The following is a 17,734-nucleotide window of genomic DNA, read 5'->3' as shown; positions in this document are numbered from 1 at the left end:
ACGAGTTCTCCTTAACTCTTAACTTCATAGTAATTATAGGATATTTTGAAAGAGCTGGTTTCAGAGACCTGAATCCCGTTAACTCTGAGCAATCTATGCCCCTTCCGGGGAAAAAAATTGGAAAATAACAGACTGGCCCGCTATGCGGTGCTCAAATAATCCCTATCCCTACGTGCCTCGGCTTCTTTCAATTAGCCTTAAGTTTTCCTTGAAATTAAGAACGCCCCCTCGCCCGCGCAAGAAAAGTGATTAAAATACAGTTGGTAAGCGCGGGAGAGGGCTGGGGAGAGGGAATAACGCGAATCAATGTAGAAATGGCTTTGAATACCTCCTATCTATATTAATTTTCTTGTAATGTATGTAGATTTTATTCCAGCTGAAATCGGTTTTTTACCCTCTCCCCAACCCTCTCCCGCGAAAAACATAAGCATTTTGCTCAAATTTATTCCGCGGGCGAGGGGGCTTATCACACAATTGATTTCCTGGATGCCTCGGATAAGGCAGGTAGAGGTGGAGTGAATTGATATATAATTCAATATATTAGCAAGCTGTTTTGAAGGGAAGTCGAGTGGCATTGCGAGAGAGTCAAGAAGGGGAAATCAACAAAGTAACCGTATCCGTATACGCAGCTGCCGGCGCGCTAGCCACCTGGGAACTGGTGATCCGAATATTGAAATTGGCATTGGGAGTGCCGCCGCAGGTGAGTGAGGTACTGCTGCCTCCGGTTTGCTGGGCGGTTTTAACGCCAGAAACCAGCGTGATGGTCTGCGAGGGCGCGCTCCCGGGATTCCAATAGGCGTCGTAGGTGATAAAATGACCGCCATTAACCACACGAAATGCGCCAGATGCGGCATTGGCACTGGTTGCAGTGACAAAATAACTTCCCAGAGGGCTTATCGTGTTGGTATATATGCAGGCCGTTGTGTTTCCGGTGACAGGACTATTAAAATTGACTGGAGACAAATTGATATTGCTTAGACTGCTAATCTGAACCAATGCCGGAATTGTCACAGTGACTGACGTTGCGGAAGGATTAACTGCGCAGGCAAAAGCACACTTCAGCCACAGAATAGCGATACAGCTGATTTGCCTGCTTTTGGAATCAATGTTGATAGCCCTCATTTTATCAGGTTGGTGTTATCAAAAGACTTACCGTGTCAGAATAAGCGCCAGCAGGGGCTCCGGCTACCTGAGCGGCACTGAAGCTGACATTGAAATTTGCGTTAGGTGTACCGCCACAGGTTAAGGAAACCGCGTTTCCTCCCGTTTGCTGGGCCGTTTTGGTTCCGGAAGTCAGTGGGGTGGTTTGGGTGGCTGCAGAGGTATTATTCCAAAAGGCTGAATAAGTGATAAAGTTTGTGCCGCCATCGTTTACCCGAAAAGCGCCGCCGCTCGCATTGGTACTGGTTGCAGTGACAAAGTAGCTTCCAAGAGGCGATGCCACATTGCTGTAAATACAGGCGGTGGTATTGCCGGTCACTGGAAAGGCAACGGGGGTTCCCAGCGCAATATCGGCTAGCCCGCTTATCTGGACTAGTGCAGGAATCGTAATGGTAACATTAACAGACCCTGTGGAAGTGGTTCCCAATGTGCCATCGGTGGCTGCAAAGGCACTAAAACTGCCAGTCAGGACAACTAGTAATATCAATCGATGAAGTGAATACATGGTTTTTCCCTGATTAGAATCAATTCAATTAAAATTCCTGTTAACGATTAATTTATAATTCAATTAAAATCATTAGGTTAATTTCAATTTTTATATTTCTATTGAATTCAGTTTTTATAATGATAATCTATCTAAATTAACTCAATACGCTGTAGCAAGTCTATGGAATTTTCACGTTTATTTTTTCTGCTTATACTCTGTTGTTTATTTCCTAATGTCCATGCGGGTATAAGTGTCGGGCCTATTGTTGTTGATCTGACCAGCAAGGATAAAGACGCTGAAATTGCAGTGCGAAATCTCGATACTAAACATCAGGCTTATGTCGAAGTAATTCCCTATCACCTGGCGAATCCGGCTCGTCTTAATTCATCCAAAATACGGGTTAGAAATCCTGAAAAGGATGGCCTGATGGTTTTCCCTGCAAAACTTGTATTATTACCAGGCCAAACCCAGTTTGTTCGGGTGGTTAAAACGGCCAGCAAAATCCCGGCCGAAAAAGTATATGAAGTGGATTTTATTCCTAAAGTTGCTACTCATCTGGTAAGTCAAAAAAGTCCTGAAGGAGCTGTGCTTGGAATTCGGGTAATTGTTGGCTACGGAGCACGGGTGACCTTGCGTCCCGATAAGCCTTTGCCTTCAATTTCTGTCAAGCGAAATGCGAATGAATTATTAATTGTAAACACTGGAAATACCTCAGTGAGAATTACGTCCTGTGCGCAAACAACAGCGGGCAAAAAAAAGGAAATCCCTTTACCAGCTTATACTTTGTTTGCTGGCCAAACGCTTAAAAAGCAATTGGTTCAATTAACACCGGTTAATTTACAGGCCTCTTTTATGGATAAATCGCTTGGATCGTTTACTACGGATTAAAAATAGCTGGCAGCTAAAATTAAGCGATGTATTAATTGTTTTAATCTTTTTGTGTCATTTTTCATCTTCTTCAGCCAAAACTTTATTTGTTGATTCAGAGAGTCCGCCACCTGGATTTGAGGCGGTTTCTGTAACTCAGCATTTGCGGGTGTCAGTGTATTTTCTTCAGGAAAATATGGGCTATTTTTATGTAAATATCAGGAAAGGACGATTAAAATTTCAATCACCAGAACAACTGATTTCCCATCTGAAAGCTGTTAGAAACTCTAAAAAATTAAGCGATTTATTAAATAATTCGTTTCAGTTAAACATTGAATGTCGTTCAAATGGTGTCGCAGAATTATCGGAAGATTGTAAGCAATTAAAGAAAAATGAAGCTTATATCATCTATGATCCCCAGCACGAAATAGTTTATTTATTTCTGTCATCATCCCATCTTCAAAGACCCGATCTCGCTCATACGATTGATTTTTTACCGGATTCTACTGCGAGCTGGTCTTATATGAATAAACTGGGAGCCGCAGGATCCTTTAGCAGTGATAAGACAGTTTTTCGCTCAAGCATTTATCCATCAACCCCTGATTACTACAATCTCTATTCTAATAATATTTTCGCCTACGGAAACAATAGCCTCATTGGCAATATTTCCCAGAATAATGGCATCGATAATGGTCAGCATTTCCAGATACAAAGCTTGTACGCACAGAATATAAGCCGGGATAAAATATACACGGGAGGATATATCGTAAACCCGACTTCCCCATTTTTTCAAACGCAGATCCTTGCAGGTGTTGGGGTTAAAACAACTCTCGAAACGTTGAGGAATTCGGAGAGCATCACCGTGTCTCCTTTAGTGATTTTTGTACCGCAGGCATCCCAGGTCAGTATATTTAAAAACGATCAACTGATTTACTCTCAATATCTCGCGGCAGGTTATCAAACCATTAATACTAATGGCTTTCCGGACGGAGGATATGAATTAACCATCAAAGTGGGTGTGAATAACACGACCCAGCGCTTTTTCAGCAAAGGATTTTCTCTGCCCCCTCCACAGGCACCACAATATTATGTGACGGCGGGCTATTTAACCAATGGTCTGACTCTTGATAATAACGGTTATAACTTTTTACCGGATGTATTGAATGTTCCGGTAGTCCAGGCAGGATTTAGCAGTCGCTTAAATCAAAGGCTGGCGATTATGGGGGATGTCTTATTAAATTCTCATCAGGGTCTTTTTAATTTTGGCCCTGCAATTTTTATCGGCAATTCATTTGTCAAAACTGCTGGACTACTCACTACAAAAAGTAATTACGGATTGTATACCCTCATCAATACGCAAAGAAAGCAATTGAATCTGAGTGTGATAGCGACCAAGATTTTTTATCAGGATAAAAATGAAGATTATTATTTTCTTAATAATCTGGAGGACAATAATTCGGCTTCATTAAGCTATCAGCTCACACAAAAGGATTTAATCGGTATGCAGGCTAATTATACCAAGCTTCTTGAGCAGCCTCGTTCCTATGGGGCGGGTGCTTATTATCAAAGGCAAATCGGTTTTTATAAAGGCATGGGATTTTTTCTTAATACCGCCTATAACGAGGCTGTTCATATAGGTAATACTTACTATTTCGGTTTGAGTATGAATTTTAGTCGGGGTAGATTGGCTGGAACGGAATCGCTTTCCTGGCAAAACCAGCAAAATAATAATCAAAATAATCCCTTGGCGATGCCTGTTGTGGCACAGGGTAGTACCGTATACTCCCATCAGAATGAAAGAGGATTGGGATATTCTCTCAATGAAATGCATACGGTTTCAAGAACTGCCTCCTCATTTGCCGGCATTTATAATTATACCGCAGCAAACGAGTTTATTTCTTCGTACATTAATTATAACCAAACCCGGGAGGATGGCAGTTCAATTGCCTATGGTGGAAGTCTTGAAACCGAAATTGCTGCGAATGAAAACGGCGTATTTTTAAATGGGGCTGATCGCGGCAATTCAGCCGGCATTATCGCACAGGTTACTTCTGCGAATCTGAATGATAAATCCGCCCAATTCGCGTTGATTGATGCTTATAATCGGAAAGTAGCCGTAATTCCTGTTAACGAAAAAGTATTTGTGCCTTTGCCGGGTTATACTGATGAGAATTTTACACTGGTTAATCTTTCCAGTGCCGATTATGCAATTCAGGAACCCATGCGCCATGTGACTTTATATCCTGGCAATATTGACCATTACACCTGGCAAGTGGAACGGCGCATCATTGTGATAGGCCGATTGCTTAACAGAGATAAAAGCCAGCCTTTAAGGAATCGGTGGATTCACTCAGGGCAAAATGGCATTTTCAGCGATGAAGAGGGCTATTTTCAGTTAGAGCTGTCACAAAATATCAGTTCACTATCAGTAGAGGGGCTTGGAAATTGTCAGATTGATTTACCCAATTTTCAGGGAAATAAAGCGTATTATTACCTGGAGAATGTGTCATGTTTATAGGCCGATTAGTGTATTTGTGTCTTTTGCCTGTTTTCTTTGTTTCGAGTGCAAACGCTTATGATCTGACAGGAGTGGACGCAAGCTATAATTTTGGCACCATCACGGCCCCTTTTCCCGATTTAACATTGACAGATGGCAGTATCTGCGTCGGCTATACTGCCGTCGTTGAGGCAAGTACCTATCGTGTTCGCGCTACCAGCAGTGGCAGTGCCTCCACTGCATTCCAGATGACTAATAGCTTGAACAGTGCCTATAAACTGGATTATTCGGTTTCATGGGCAGGCTCTTCCGGGGGTACGCCCAGCTTTGTTTCTCTGAGTTCCGGGCAAAATTCCACATCAACCTTCCCAGCGCAACTTCTTGGAGGATTGACCTGTCTTGTTTTGCCCAATAATGCCACGATGCGTTTGCAACTCCTGGGGGCAAACCAGGTGCTGGCAAAGCAGGGAAGTTACACGGACACTTTGACTATCCTGATAGTGGCACCGTAAATCATAAAGAGTGGGCGCTTCTTTCTTTGAGCTTCTTAGCCCTCATCCTTCGCTGTATAACCGCAGCCTTCTTTCGGGCAGATAATTTGCCTTCCAAAGCGTTTGGTTTCCTTAACGGTCAACAGCGGCCAGGCGCACTGCGGGCAGGGGGTATCGACAGGTTCATTCCATAAGGCATAATCGCATTTTGGATAACCGCCGCAAGAGTAAAATATTTTCCCTTTGCGCGATTTGCGTTTTAGAATTTTGTGGCTATGACACTTGGGGCATTCTACTCCGGTATCCGCTGGTTTTTCTATGGGCTCCATGTGTTTGCAGTCAGGATAATTGCTGCAGCCGATGAAGCGGCCGTAGCGGCCTGTTTTAATATGTAGTGCTCCCTTGCAATCGGGACATTGCCGGCCTTCAATGACTTCAGGCTCTGCTTTCTCTCCTTCCGGATTATTCAAATCCTGCGTGTAGTCGCACTCCGGGTAGCCAGTGCAGCCGATAAAACGCCCGCGTTTTCCCAGACGTATTGATAGGGGTTTGCTGCATTTAGGACATTGTTCATCCAGTATTTCCGAAGTGACATCCTTTCTCTGAACCTGGGTATCCGTAGTATGAATCTGACTTATAAAGGGCTGCCAGAATTCTTCCAGTACGGGGATCCATTCTTTTTCACCGCGGGATACTTCATCGAGAGTATCTTCGAGTTTGGCCGTGAACTTATAATCCACATAACGAGTAAAATGACTTAGCAGAAAGCGATTTACAATTCGACCCACATCAGTAGGTACAAAGCGTTTCTTGTCAACTATCACGTATTCGCGCTGTTGCAGGGTATGAATAATGGTCGCATAAGTGGAGGGACGGCCAATGTCATATTCTTCCAGCGCCTTAACCAGCGATGCCTCGCTATAGCGTGGCGGGGGTTCTGTGAAATGCTGATTGGCTGCAATATCAATAAGTTTTACCTTTTCTCCCACGGACATAGCGGGCAGCAAGCCCGAATTTTCGTCATCGGTAGAATCATCAATCCCTTCTTCATACACAGTAAGAAAACCGGGAAAGGTGATTGTTGAGCCATTGGCGCGGAAAAGATTACCCGCACCGCAGCTTAAATCAACGGCAACGGTGTCAATTAATGCCTCTGCCATCTGGCAGGCAATGGTTCGTTTCCAGATAAGATTGTAGAGTTTGTATTGATCCTGGGTCAGATATTGCTGGATAGCGTCCGGGGTTTGCTTGATTGTCGTCGGACGAATCGCCTCATGGGCTTCCTGAGCATTTTTCGATTTGGTTTTGAACATGCGCGGGCTTTTGGGGCAGTTTTTCTCGCCATAGCGCTGTTGAATGAAATCGCGGATCTCGAAAATCGCCTCATTGGCTAAACTGACCGAGTCAGTACGCATATAAGTTATCAAGCCGGCGGTGCCGGTGCCAATGTCAATCCCTTCATAGAGCTGCTGGGCAACCATCATTGTTTTACGCGCAGTAAAGCCAAGCTTGCGAGCCGCCTCCTGCTGTAGAGTAGAGGTAATAAAAGGTGCTGCTGGATTACGTTTGCGCTGCTTCTTTTCAATATTGTCGACATTAAGCTCGCCATTGGCGGCCTGTAATAACCGCTCTCTGACCTCATGGGCCTGCTCACTGCCAGTAATACTGAACTGCTGCAGTTTATCCTTCTGATAGTGAGTCAATCGGGCAGAAAAGGGGCTGGCATCATGCTGGCAGGAGGCGATTATCCGCCAATATTCCTGGGCCACAAAACGTTCAATTTCTTCTTCTCTTTCTACGATTAAACGGAGCGCGGGACTTTGAACACGGCCCGCGGAAAGACCACGGCGTATTTTTTTCCATAAAAGGGGCGACAGATTGAAACCTACAAGATAGTCCAGCGCTCGTCTGGCTTGCTGTGCATTGACTAAATCCATTGAAATCTGGCGCGGATTTTTAATCGCTTCCTGTATGGCCGATTTGGTAATTTCATTAAAAAATATACGATGAACGGCTTTATTAGTGAGCAGATTACGCTCTTGCATTAATTCAAACACATGCCAGGAAATGGCTTCTCCTTCGCGATCAGGGTCGGTAGCGAGAAGCAGGGAATCCGATTTTTTTAAGGCTTTGGCGATTGACTCAATATGCCTTACATTTTTTTCAATAGGGCTATAGGTCATTTTAAAATGATTGTCAGGATTCACAGAGCCTTTTCGTGGGGGCAGATCTCTGACATGGCCATAAGAGGCAAGTACATCATAGTCATTACCCAAATATTTTTGGATGGTTTTGGCTTTAGCAGGTGATTCTACGATAACCAGGTGTTTACTCATAAAAGACCTTTATCCTTTAGAAGTTTCTTAACAGTATTGTTAATATTATTGACTCGTCTCTTGCTATCAATGAAGCAATTATTCAGGCCTTGCCTGAAGGAGATTAGCTTATTTTTTATTAAGGATCATTAATGCAGAGGCAATTCATCTTCCTTTTGATATAGCACAAGATCAAGAAAAGCGAGTTGCACTGTATTTAAGCTCTCAGCCAGACAATTGCGAATAGTCCACTTTGTTTCCTGAAGCGTTACAAAACGAGACTCTGAAAAAAGAAGCTGATTAATAATCTGCTCCATTGTCTCGGAAGCAATGATTCCCAATAGCATTAACTTCATTAAAAACTGATAACTTGCCTTGGTGAATTTCATTTGCTCTTCATAGGTAAACACCCTGATAGAGGAATCACGCGCTGCTCGAACAAAGAAAGAGTTTTTATCCTGAACGCTTTCTTCGCCATCTGCTTCGAGTCCTAAATCAGATGAACTTCCATCTTTTAGTTGGGAAAGACTTTTCTCAAATAAATTCATTAGCATTTCAAACAAGCTGTCTTTCATTAATAACACCTCATGTAGCCGCCGGGTACTGCTTTGACAATGCCCTGTAATTCAAGTTCAGCCAAGCCACAGGCCACTTCATCGATTTGAATACCGCTGCGATTACAGATCTGATCAACGGTAGTGATTTCAAAACCAATGCACTTTACTAGGTTTTTATTATGTGTTGCAAGGGATTGTGCAGAACCACCTGCATTGTTAGACCAATTATCACATCCAAGCGTATCCAGAATATCGGCAGCTGAGGTCACCAGTCTGGCTCCCTGTTGTAAAAGATAGTGGCAGCCCCGCGCTTGTGGATTATGTATAGAACCGGGTATGGCAAGTACATCACGGTTTTGCTCAAGTGCTAACCTGGCTGTAATCAGTGAGCCGCTCTTAATTGCTGCCTCAACAACCAATGTGGCAATAGATAAACCACTTATTATACGATTTCTGCGAGGGAAATGTCCAGCGCTCGGTGGTTTCCCCAAAGGAAATTCACTCAAAATCAAGCCATTGTCGATAATTTTTTTTACAAGCGAGCGATGACGGGCAGGATAAACCACATCAATGCCGGTTCCCATGACCGCTATTGTTTGCCCCTTGGCATCAATACAGCCCTGATGGGCCTTCGCGTCGACGCCCAATGCCCCTCCGCTGACGATGGTAATTTCTTTCCCGGCCAGTTCAAAAGCAAAGCGATATGCGATTTCATCTCCATTAACGGAAGGCTTACGAGTTCCCACCATCGCCAAAGTCTTATATTTTAAACAAGCCCAGTTTCCTATGCCGTAAAGTACCAGCGGCGGGTCGTGAATTTCTTTTAACAAGGCAGGATAGTTTTCATCCTCCCAGGTCACCAGGTGATGATTTGAGCTTTGCTGTTCCCAGTTTAAATCCGCATCAATCATTGTTATGTCAGCAGAACTCAAGGCGGTGGCAAGCAGGGGGGGTAAGCCAGAAGCCATCTTTTCCTCTTTAGACAAGGAAAAAAGTGCCTCCAGACTGGGCCATCGATTCAACAGGCGCTGTACGGTGCGTGGACCAATACCTTCAATGCGGTTTAGCAAAAGGAAAAAGCGTTTGTTACTCATGGATTGGTCACCTTATCGCCAAGATGAATGGCGCGAATTGAGCGCACAACCAATCCAAAACTGGTCTTTGAGAACGTTCTGAAAATCATTACTTCCCCGACCCGCTCGCGTGGAAGCAGAATGGGATTGGCGGTATCCAAAGGGTCTGCCACCAGTTTCCGTTCAGAATATATGCCAAGTACATCACCCGGCTCAAGGCCTGCATCCTGACCGCGATCAATGACAGCAACTAATCCCACCGCCCCCTGGGTGTAATCGCCGGGCAAATCGATAATAGAGCCGCACACGGGGCTATTGGGGGTCTTAGGTTCAAAATATAAATTAAATTCGGGAAAATCATTTAGCATTACCCGGTCTTTTAAGCGCACTCCCTCGGTAATTTCAGTCAGCAGGATGGTGGCAGGTTCGCCGCCGCGTACTAATTCTGCATAGCCTACCAGTGTTGCCTTGTAGCCTAGTAAACGATTGGTTTCGGGCTCCATATAAGGACAATTGGGACGATATACGGCATAGGAAATAGTCGCTCCGCGCGGCATTTTACAATCCGGATGAAGATTTTTGACATAGACCTCATCCCCCTGTCCGCCCAGCATATGCTCGCCCATAAAGGCTACAATGTAGGGCGCTTTTCTCAGGCGATCTTCATCCATGACCAAGGAGGAGTTCAGAAAGGGTTTGATAACCATGAGCGGAATAGGAGGAATCGCTTCTTCAAGGGGGCGCGGGCGAATATTGGGAGATAATTTAATGGTGCCATTCGATAGCACCTTAAGATAGGGCTGGTTATGCGCATAGCGCAGCTCAATGATAGCGCCAGGGTATAAGCGATTAGGATTTTTTATTCGAGGGTTGGCATGCCAGAGGGTTTTCCACTCCCATGGATTGGCAAGATACTTACAGGCGATACTCCAAAGGGTGTCGCCGGGTTGCACAACATAACGGCGGGGAGAATCCTCCAGAATGGAAACTGCCTGCGTGGCGAATGAGATGAGCAAACCTGTTATGACAAATAAATGCCGCATTTTTCTGTCCCTGAAACCTGTACATTGATCACATTTATAAGCAGAGCTTAGTTGGAGTATCTTGCAGTCGAACATTGTATTCGCGATAATATTATCCATCAACTATTTTTTTCACGAGTTTTCATGGCCATACGTAAAATTATTTATTTACCGGATCCTCGTCTGCGGCTGGTGGCGGAGCCGGTTCAGGAAATAACCGAAGAATTGCAGCAGCTGATTGATGATATGTTTGAAACCATGTACAGCGTTAATGGCGTTGGACTTGCCGCTCCCCAGATTGGTATCAGCTTAAGGCTTTCTGTAATTGATATAGAAGGGGATAAGACGAAGCAACTGGTGTTAATCAATCCGGAAATCATCGCTTCTGAAGGAAAAGTGGAGTATCAGGAAGGCTGTCTTTCGGTTCCCAGTGTTTATGATACGGTGATTCGAGCGGAGAAGGTAACCATTCGAGCTCTGGATCGCTACGGCAAGCCCTATGAAATGAGTGGTGAAGGGGTGTTGGGAGAGTGTTTTCAGCATGAGATCGACCATTTAAATGGTAAATTATTTGTTGATTTGCTGTCGCCTTTGAAACGCACTATGGCCAGAAGAAAGCTGGATAAATTTAAACGTATGCAAGCCCGTAAATCATGACGTCTTCTTTATCGATTGTTTTCGCAGGCACCCCTGAGTTTGGCGTTCCCTGTCTCGATGCTTTGGCTCGCTCGGGGCATCGCTTGCTTGCAGTCTATTCCCAGCCGGATCGCCCGGCCGGCCGTGGACGTAAATTACAGGCTTCTGCGGTTAAAACCTGGGCCCTGGAGAATCAGTATCCGGTTTATCAGCCGCTTAATTTTAAATCGGAGTCCGCAGTTGCTGAGCTTGCCGCATTAAAGCCTGATGTGATGGTGGTGATTGCCTATGGTTTAATTTTGCCAGCTCGGGTTTTGGCAATACCTCGTCTTGGTTGTATCAATGTGCATGCATCGCTCTTGCCGCGCTGGCGTGGAGCCTCTCCAATTCAGCAAGCCATTCTGCATGGTGATCCCAGAACGGGAGTAACCATTATGCAGATGGATGCCGGCATGGATACGGGTGCAAAACTGATGTCGGTAGATTGCGCTATTGACGCTCAGGATACGGCAGGTAGCCTACACGACAAACTTTCATTGCTTTCAATAGCCCCCTTGCTGGAAACATTGAATTTATTGGCACAGGACATGATTAATCCTGAAGCACAGAGCGCCGAAGGCGTAACCTATGCAGGCAAGATACAAAAAGAGCAGGCCCTTATCGATTGGCAGCTGGATGCCGATGTGATCGAGAGGCAGATTAGAGCGTTTAATCCCTGGCCAATTAGCTATACCAGCACCGCAAACGGCGAGATGATCAAAATTTATCAGGCCAAAGTGGAAACAGAATTGAGTAATGCAGCACCCGGTACCGTTTTATCGGTAAGCAAAGAAGGGCTTTGCATAGCTACAGGCAGAGGTGTTTTATCGGTACAGCAGTTACAATTTGCGGGAGGAAAACCTCTTTCGATAACGGAATGGATGAATGCCGGCAAATACCACAGTTTGATTGGTCAGGTATTAAATGAAACCAAATGAACGTCTGCAGGCACTGAAGATTCTGATTGATCTGTTTGAAAATAAGGTTTCATTGAATCAGTCGCTGCAATCCGTCGATATAAGCCCCTTGACCAAGGCGATTTGTTTTGGCGTTTGCCGTTATCATTATCGATTGGAGCTGATTGCCAGGCAGCTACTGAATAAAAAGCCGGATGCACCAGAAATCTGGTTATTGATCCTCATGGGATTATTCCAGTTACAATATCTGAATAAGCCGGAGTATGCGACTGTTCAGGAAACAGTTGCCTTGCTCGATCGACTCAAAAAGAGTTGGGCAAAAGGCTTGATTAATGCGGTATTGCGGCGTTTTTGCCGCGAAAAAGAGGTGATTCTGGCGTCACTGGAAAATAACCCGGCCTATTCCAGTAATCATCCGCAATGGTTCATCAAGGCGTTAAAAAAAGATTGGCCCAATACTTATCAGAATATATTAACTGCCAATGATCAGCACCCCCCCCTCTACTTACGTACGAACCAGCTCAAAATATCCCGCGATGCTTATTTAGCGCAACTTGAGCAGGCAGGTATTGAAGCGGTCGTAACGACTCATTTGCCGCATGGCATACAAATTGATACCGCAGTGGATGTGCGCGAGTTACCCGGTTATGCCGAGGGTTATTTTTCGGTTCAGGACGGTTCCGCGCAAGCAGCCGTTAAATTATTGGCGCTTGAGTCGGGTCTGCGGGTGCTGGATGCCTGCTGCGCTCCAGGAGGGAAAACCAGCTATATTCTTGAATCCCAAGTCGATTTACAGGAATGTGTCGCTGTGGATGTCGAGCAGAGACGTTTGCAGCGTGTGCAAGAAAATCTGGCACGATTACAACTTAAAGCGACGGTGTTGCAGGGAAATGTCCTGAGGCCAGAGGATTGGTGGGACGGACAATTGTTTGACCGCATTCTGCTCGATGCTCCTTGTTCGGCTACAGGTGTTATTCGCCGGCATCCTGATATCAAAATTATCAGGCAGGAGCAGGATATTGTCCCTGTCGTTAGCTTGCAAAAGCAGTTGCTGCATGCAGTCTGGCCCTTGCTAAAAAAAGAAGGATTACTAGTCTACGGGACCTGTTCCATATTAAAGCGCGAAAATGAAGATCAAATCAAAGCGTTTATAAAAGAGCAGTCCGAATGCCGGGTTTTACCGATAAATCCACTCTGGGGAAATGCCAATGAATACGGCTGGCAGATTTTACCAGGTCAGGAAAATTGTGATGGATTTTTTTATAGCGTTTTGCGTAAGGATTAAAAAAAAATGTATTGGCCGATGATTCTGTTTTTATTTATTCTGGCCCTCCCCGGGATTTTCATTACCTTGCCTCGTTTGATTGCGGTGTTGTTACCGAATAATAGTCCAACGGTGCAGAAAAAAATGAGCCGTCTCGTTGTTATTCAAACCCTGATTATGGTGCTGTTAATGACAGTGGCAGGGACTGTATTATCCACTAAAACAGGATTAGGCGATCCGCTTTTGTCAGCCTTATTAAGCGGCAAAGAAATCTGGCGGCACATTCAGGATGCCTTATTGGCAACTGGCATTTTGACCTTTGTTGGCCTCGTGGGTTTTCTTCTGCTTTATTATGGTCTCGCTGCCAGGGTACTTGAACCGCCTACATTACTTGCTTTAAAAACGTTTCGCCAGAAAATTGGTCTTGATGGTTGTATACTTTATGGCGGTGTGGTTGATGAGATTCTCGCCCGCTGGGGATTATTGAATGTCATTCTTTATTTCGCCATATTATTTTCTGGCCAGAAGAGCGATGCGATGGTCTGGACTTCCATTGTCATCAGCGGTTTATTTTTTTCAATAAGTCAGCTTCCCGCTTATCTGGCCGCCGGATGCCGTGCCACCCGCCAGTTCGTCTATATCATGCTATTGCTGTCGCTTTGGCAAGCGCTGATTTTTGGTTACATTTTCTGGCAGTATGGTCTGCTGATTACGATATTTGCACATATGATTTTTTATCTGGGATGGTATCTGTATGATAAAAACTAGTACAGTGCTGTCTCAGGACACTGTCTATCGTCTTTTACCTATTGATTGTCTGCAAAGAGGACGTTATCAGCCGCGCCTTGATTTTGATGAGCACTTATTGGCCGAGCTTGCGCAATCGATTGCTGCCCAGGGATTGATTGAACCGCTGGTGGTCCGGGAAATAGCCAGTAACTGTTATGAAATTATTGCCGGAGAGCGACGCTGGCGAGCAGCCAGAATGGCAGGTTTGACCCAAATACCCTGCATGATTGGCCAATACTCGGATCAACAGGCTGCTGCCCTGACGTTGATCGAAAATATCCAACGCCAGGAACTTAATCTGATTGAAGAAGCCAGCGGCTATCGTCGTTTGTGCGATGAGTTCCATTTTCGCCAGGAGGAAATCGCCATTTTGGTTGGAAAGTCTCGTAGTCATGTCACCAATATTATGCGGCTGCTTGGTTTAAGTTCAGAAGTGCAATTGTTGCTTCGAGAGGGGCAGTTGAGCTTTGGCCATGCTCGTTTACTGGTGGGCTTGCCGCCCGCTCAGCAGTTGCTTTTGGCCAGCCAAATGATCGAGCAGGACTGGTCGGTCAGACAGAGCGAGCAGGAAATAAAAAAATTTAAAACACAGCAGGAAGACGTTTCAGCCTCATTTAAAGATCGTGATGTCTTACAGCTTGAGATGAAACTATCGGAACAGGTGGGGGCGCCTGTCGAAATAATCAGCGAGAAAGGGAAGGGCGGTTGGTTAAAGGTAAAATTTTTCAATAATGATACGCTTGCAGGTCTTCTTGACCGCATGGGCTTGCGGTATGATTAGCAACATTTTTCTGATTTTATAATCACATCACTAAGGAACCTCATCGATGAAAAGGATCTTGTCGTGCGCATTGCTTAGCCTGATAATTACGGATCCCTGCCATGCCACCATCAAAGGCGGGGCTGACCGGCTGATTAATCAGGTCGATCCGGCAACTAATATCGGCATAGAAGTTATTGATTTAAACACTGGAACAATCCTTTACCGCCGAAATCAGGATCAGCCTTTTGTGCCAGCCAGTAATATGAAGCTATTTTCCGATGCGGCGGCTCTGATGGTGCTTGGTCCGGATTACCGGTTCATCAATACCTTAAGTACAAATGCTTCCCAGTTACAGAACGGGGTTCTCAAAGGTTCTCTGTATCTGAAGTTGTCAGGAGATCCTTCGTTTAGCCGTGAGCGTCTGGCCAATTTACTCGCCGTATTAAAAAACTGGCATATTAACCATATTCAGGGCAATGTGATTATTGATAGCAGCCATGCGGTAGTCAATCCTTACGCTCCTGGCTGGATGACGAGCGACTTAGCCTATAGCTATGGCGCTCCCTTGGGACCAACCATGATCGATGCCAATCGCATGGTAGCAACCGTCAATCCTGGCGGAAGACCAGGAGATCCGGCTGTTGTCGAAGTGGATGATGATAGCGGAAGTATTATAGTTAACAATGAAGTAAAAACCAAAGAAAAGTCAGCGCGTTGCGGAGTTTCCTTTGTGATGGATCAGGAAAATCATTTAAACGTGAGAGGTTGCATTGGTGTCGGCCAATGGGCAATCCAGCAAAAAATGGCGATTCGCAACCCTCTAGCCTATGCGAAAGGTCTGGTTCGTCAGCAATTATCTAAAGAGAATATCATTCTTGATGGCAATGTCCTTCTTGGTGGTACACCAAGCGGCGCGATGTTACTGGCTACAGATTCTTCCAAGCCCATTGCACAACTTATGGCTGATACATTGAAACCTTCGGATAATCTCTATGCGGACAGTTTGTTTCTGCATGCGGCGCATAAATTACATGGTTCCCCGCAAAATTGGCCTGAAGCACAGCAGACTGTTAAAAAATTCTTACAGGATCAAACCGGTATTTCCTTGCAGCAAGCAATTCTAACCGATGGTTCGGGCTTATCGCGTAATGATTTGTTAACGGCCGGTCAAACCGTCAATCTGCTTCGTTTTCTATATGAACGCTTCCCTCTTGCTTATGAATATATTGCCGCGCTGCCTGTGTCCGGACGTGATGGCACATTGCAACGCCGGTTTAAACGGCCTGAGCAGCAGGATATGGTGCGGGCGAAAACGGGCACCATGACCGGAATTGTGAGTTTGTCGGGCTATCTATACACCGCTAACGGACATACACTGGCTTTTGCAATGTATATTAATAACCGTCCGGGCACCAGTCCTTCCATTTCTGGAAAGTACCGCTATCTGATTGACGCTTTATGTACCTATTTTTTACAGCAAAAGCCTGGAAATAATTCCTGGTCACGGATGTTTGCTTCAAAAAATAGAATCAAGTATCAGATGAACCCGACTCAGGCGGAACAGCAACGCGGCAAGCAAGCTCGCTGGCGTCGTCTGGAGACAGTGGTTAAACAGGCTGTGAATGGGCAGGCGGTGACTGTAATTTATCGTGGCAATGAACTATTGCTGAAGGACACCCAGGCTGATCCCGGCAGAGTATTGAATGCCTTACTGGCTTTAAAGAAAAAATATCCCTTTGCAATTGCCGTATCTTCAAAGACATCCATAGGAGGAAACCTGTTATGGATGGATACGGCCAGCCTGCCTGGTGATTCACAACGGGTATGGATGATTAGAGAAGCGGTTAGCTGAGGATGTGGGGCAGGCTGAGCTTTAATTGCTCGGCCCCTACCCGCTTGTTGCGTAAATGAAGATGGGTGCGCAAAAAACTGTCTTTGCGAGCGTTAGCGAAGCAATCCAGCTTCTTGCTTTGTTCAAACTTCTGATCTGGATTGCTTCACTTCGTTCGCAAAGACACACTTTAGTTGCTTAGTTCTATTCTCTCAACAACACTGCGCGGAAATGACTACTCGAATATTTCATTTAACAGAAAAATTAAAATAAGTCTTGGGAAAGGGTTCATCTTTTAAAGTAAAATGCCACCATTCTTTGGCATAGGGTTTAAACCCGCCCTTGATCATCAGTGTTCTAAGTAATAAACGATTTTTCTTCTGCTCAGCGCTAAGCTCTTTATAAAACACATGGGCGCTGGGATCGAGACAATCAAAACGTGTTCCGGTATTAATACTGTTATCATCCTGATAATTGCGCGACTTTCCGAAACAAGCGGTGTCGGGTCGCGAGGTTCTTTTGTTACGTGATGACAGAGCCACCAGGGTTAAATCAACGGTACTGCCTCGACTGTGGCCTGAAGAAAGCGCGATATAACCTTTCTCAAAAAGCTCGGACTTGTCCACTCTGGGATAGTAATAAGGCTTCTCACTATCCTCTTTTATATTTTGGCTCCAGTTGTAAAAAGCTTTAACTGCTTTGGTAGGCCGATAGCAATCATATACTTTTAGCGTATAACCCAAGTGTTTCGCCTGCGCTTCTATTTTTGCCAGATGATTCGCCGCTTGCCGAGTGAGAATACAGCGGCCGCTCAAATAACCTGGCACCACTTTTCCCGTAAAGTTATGGGAATCGGCATAACGAAGATCCTCAATAATATCAGGAGCTGTATCATGCAAATACACAAAATCAGAGGGTAGGGCGAAACATGGAACTTGAATTAAAAAAAAGAGTAATCCTTTAAAACGGCGCATGATGATTCCTAAGCGGGTTAAAAATAAATGTAACAAAAGTGTAAATTAGAC

General features: G+C 45.0%; 16 protein-coding genes. 9 read left to right on the top strand and 7 right to left on the bottom strand.

Annotated elements, in window-relative coordinates; all coding sequences use genetic code 11:
- Nucleotides 1-585: 585 nt before the first annotated feature.
- Together DYH61_RS12930 and DYH61_RS12925 are read right to left on the bottom strand one after the other, a co-directional pair.
- Nucleotides 586-1,122 (bottom strand): hypothetical protein, encoded by a 537-nt coding sequence (locus DYH61_RS12930; RefSeq protein ID WP_058506275.1) that lies wholly within the window; start codon nucleotides 1,120-1,122, stop codon nucleotides 586-588.
- A gap of 4 nt (nucleotides 1,123-1,126) precedes the next feature.
- On the bottom strand, nucleotides 1,127-1,666 hold the full coding sequence (locus tag DYH61_RS12925) for a hypothetical protein (protein WP_058506274.1): 540 nt from the start codon (nucleotides 1,664-1,666) through the stop codon (nucleotides 1,127-1,129).
- Nucleotides 1,667-1,828: 162 nt separating this feature from the next.
- Here DYH61_RS12925 and DYH61_RS12920 point away from each other — a divergent pair, with 162 nt between their 5' ends.
- Genes DYH61_RS12920 through DYH61_RS12910 form a run of 3 tightly spaced genes read left to right on the top strand, consistent with a single transcriptional unit; the run spans nucleotide 1,829 to nucleotide 5,524 of the window.
- Nucleotides 1,829-2,536: a fimbrial biogenesis chaperone gene (locus tag DYH61_RS12920; RefSeq protein ID WP_058506273.1), complete on the top strand. Its 708-nt coding sequence runs from the start codon at nucleotides 1,829-1,831 to the stop codon at nucleotides 2,534-2,536.
- The gene (locus DYH61_RS12915) at nucleotides 2,514-5,033 is read left to right on the top strand and encodes a TcfC E-set like domain-containing protein (RefSeq protein ID WP_058506272.1); all 2,520 of its coding nucleotides are present in this window, start codon (nucleotides 2,514-2,516) and stop codon (nucleotides 5,031-5,033) included. The genes DYH61_RS12920 and DYH61_RS12915 overlap by 23 nt, the downstream gene beginning before the upstream one ends.
- The gene (locus tag DYH61_RS12910; RefSeq protein WP_058506271.1) at nucleotides 5,024-5,524 is read left to right on the top strand and encodes a hypothetical protein; all 501 of its coding nucleotides are present in this window, start codon (nucleotides 5,024-5,026) and stop codon (nucleotides 5,522-5,524) included. Before DYH61_RS12915 ends, DYH61_RS12910 begins: the two co-directional genes overlap by 10 nt.
- A gap of 35 nt (nucleotides 5,525-5,559) precedes the next feature.
- Here DYH61_RS12910 and topA read toward each other — a convergent pair whose 3' ends face one another.
- The 4 genes from topA to DYH61_RS12890 form a co-directional block, all read right to left on the bottom strand.
- The gene (gene topA / locus DYH61_RS12905; protein ID WP_058506270.1) at nucleotides 5,560-7,839 is read right to left on the bottom strand and encodes a type I DNA topoisomerase; all 2,280 of its coding nucleotides are present in this window, start codon (nucleotides 7,837-7,839) and stop codon (nucleotides 5,560-5,562) included.
- A 128-nt stretch (nucleotides 7,840-7,967) separates the two neighbouring features.
- A complete protein-coding gene (locus DYH61_RS12900) occupies nucleotides 7,968-8,393 on the bottom strand; it encodes a DUF494 family protein (RefSeq protein ID WP_058506269.1) in 426 nt (141 codons plus the stop codon).
- Nucleotides 8,393-9,469, bottom strand: coding sequence for a DNA-processing protein DprA (gene dprA / locus DYH61_RS12895; protein WP_058506268.1), 1,077 nt, complete (start codon nucleotides 9,467-9,469; stop codon nucleotides 8,393-8,395). The genes DYH61_RS12900 and dprA overlap by 1 nt, the downstream gene beginning before the upstream one ends.
- Nucleotides 9,466-10,491 carry a LysM peptidoglycan-binding domain-containing protein gene (locus DYH61_RS12890; RefSeq protein ID WP_058506267.1) on the bottom strand — a complete coding sequence of 342 codons (1,026 nt, stop codon included), beginning with the start codon at nucleotides 10,489-10,491 and terminating at the stop codon, nucleotides 9,466-9,468. Before DYH61_RS12890 ends, dprA begins: the two co-directional genes overlap by 4 nt.
- 123 nt (nucleotides 10,492-10,614) lie before the next feature.
- Here DYH61_RS12890 and def point away from each other — a divergent pair, with 123 nt between their 5' ends.
- From def to dacB, 6 genes are read left to right on the top strand one after another with little or no spacing between them, the layout of a single operon-like run.
- The gene (gene def / locus DYH61_RS12885; protein WP_058506301.1) at nucleotides 10,615-11,127 is read left to right on the top strand and encodes a peptide deformylase; all 513 of its coding nucleotides are present in this window, start codon (nucleotides 10,615-10,617) and stop codon (nucleotides 11,125-11,127) included.
- A complete protein-coding gene (gene fmt / locus DYH61_RS12880; RefSeq protein WP_058506266.1) occupies nucleotides 11,124-12,083 on the top strand; it encodes a methionyl-tRNA formyltransferase in 960 nt (319 codons plus the stop codon). The genes def and fmt overlap by 4 nt, the downstream gene beginning before the upstream one ends.
- Nucleotides 12,070-13,347, top strand: coding sequence for a 16S rRNA (cytosine(967)-C(5))-methyltransferase RsmB (gene rsmB / locus DYH61_RS12875; protein ID WP_058506265.1), 1,278 nt, complete (start codon nucleotides 12,070-12,072; stop codon nucleotides 13,345-13,347). Before fmt ends, rsmB begins: the two co-directional genes overlap by 14 nt.
- A 6-nt stretch (nucleotides 13,348-13,353) precedes the next feature.
- Entirely contained in the window at nucleotides 13,354-14,094 is a 741-nt protein-coding gene (locus DYH61_RS12870; protein ID WP_058506264.1) for a hypothetical protein, read from the top strand.
- The gene (locus tag DYH61_RS12865) at nucleotides 14,081-14,896 is read left to right on the top strand and encodes a ParB/RepB/Spo0J family partition protein (RefSeq protein WP_058506263.1); all 816 of its coding nucleotides are present in this window, start codon (nucleotides 14,081-14,083) and stop codon (nucleotides 14,894-14,896) included. Before DYH61_RS12870 ends, DYH61_RS12865 begins: the two co-directional genes overlap by 14 nt.
- A 46-nt stretch (nucleotides 14,897-14,942) precedes the next feature.
- On the top strand, nucleotides 14,943-16,730 hold the full coding sequence (gene dacB / locus DYH61_RS12860) for a D-alanyl-D-alanine carboxypeptidase/D-alanyl-D-alanine endopeptidase (RefSeq protein ID WP_058506262.1): 1,788 nt from the start codon (nucleotides 14,943-14,945) through the stop codon (nucleotides 16,728-16,730).
- A gap of 227 nt (nucleotides 16,731-16,957) precedes the next feature.
- Here dacB and DYH61_RS12855 read toward each other — a convergent pair whose 3' ends face one another.
- On the bottom strand, nucleotides 16,958-17,683 hold the full coding sequence (locus DYH61_RS12855; RefSeq protein WP_058506261.1) for a M15 family metallopeptidase: 726 nt from the start codon (nucleotides 17,681-17,683) through the stop codon (nucleotides 16,958-16,960).
- Nucleotides 17,684-17,734: the final 51 nt, after the last annotated feature.

It is taken from the genome of Legionella quinlivanii, from assembly GCF_900461555.1.
Lineage (GTDB): Bacteria > Pseudomonadota > Gammaproteobacteria > Legionellales > Legionellaceae > Legionella_C > Legionella_C quinlivanii.
The sequence above is the reverse complement of the archived record's forward strand: the minus strand, read 5'-3'. Positions and strand labels throughout refer to the sequence as shown.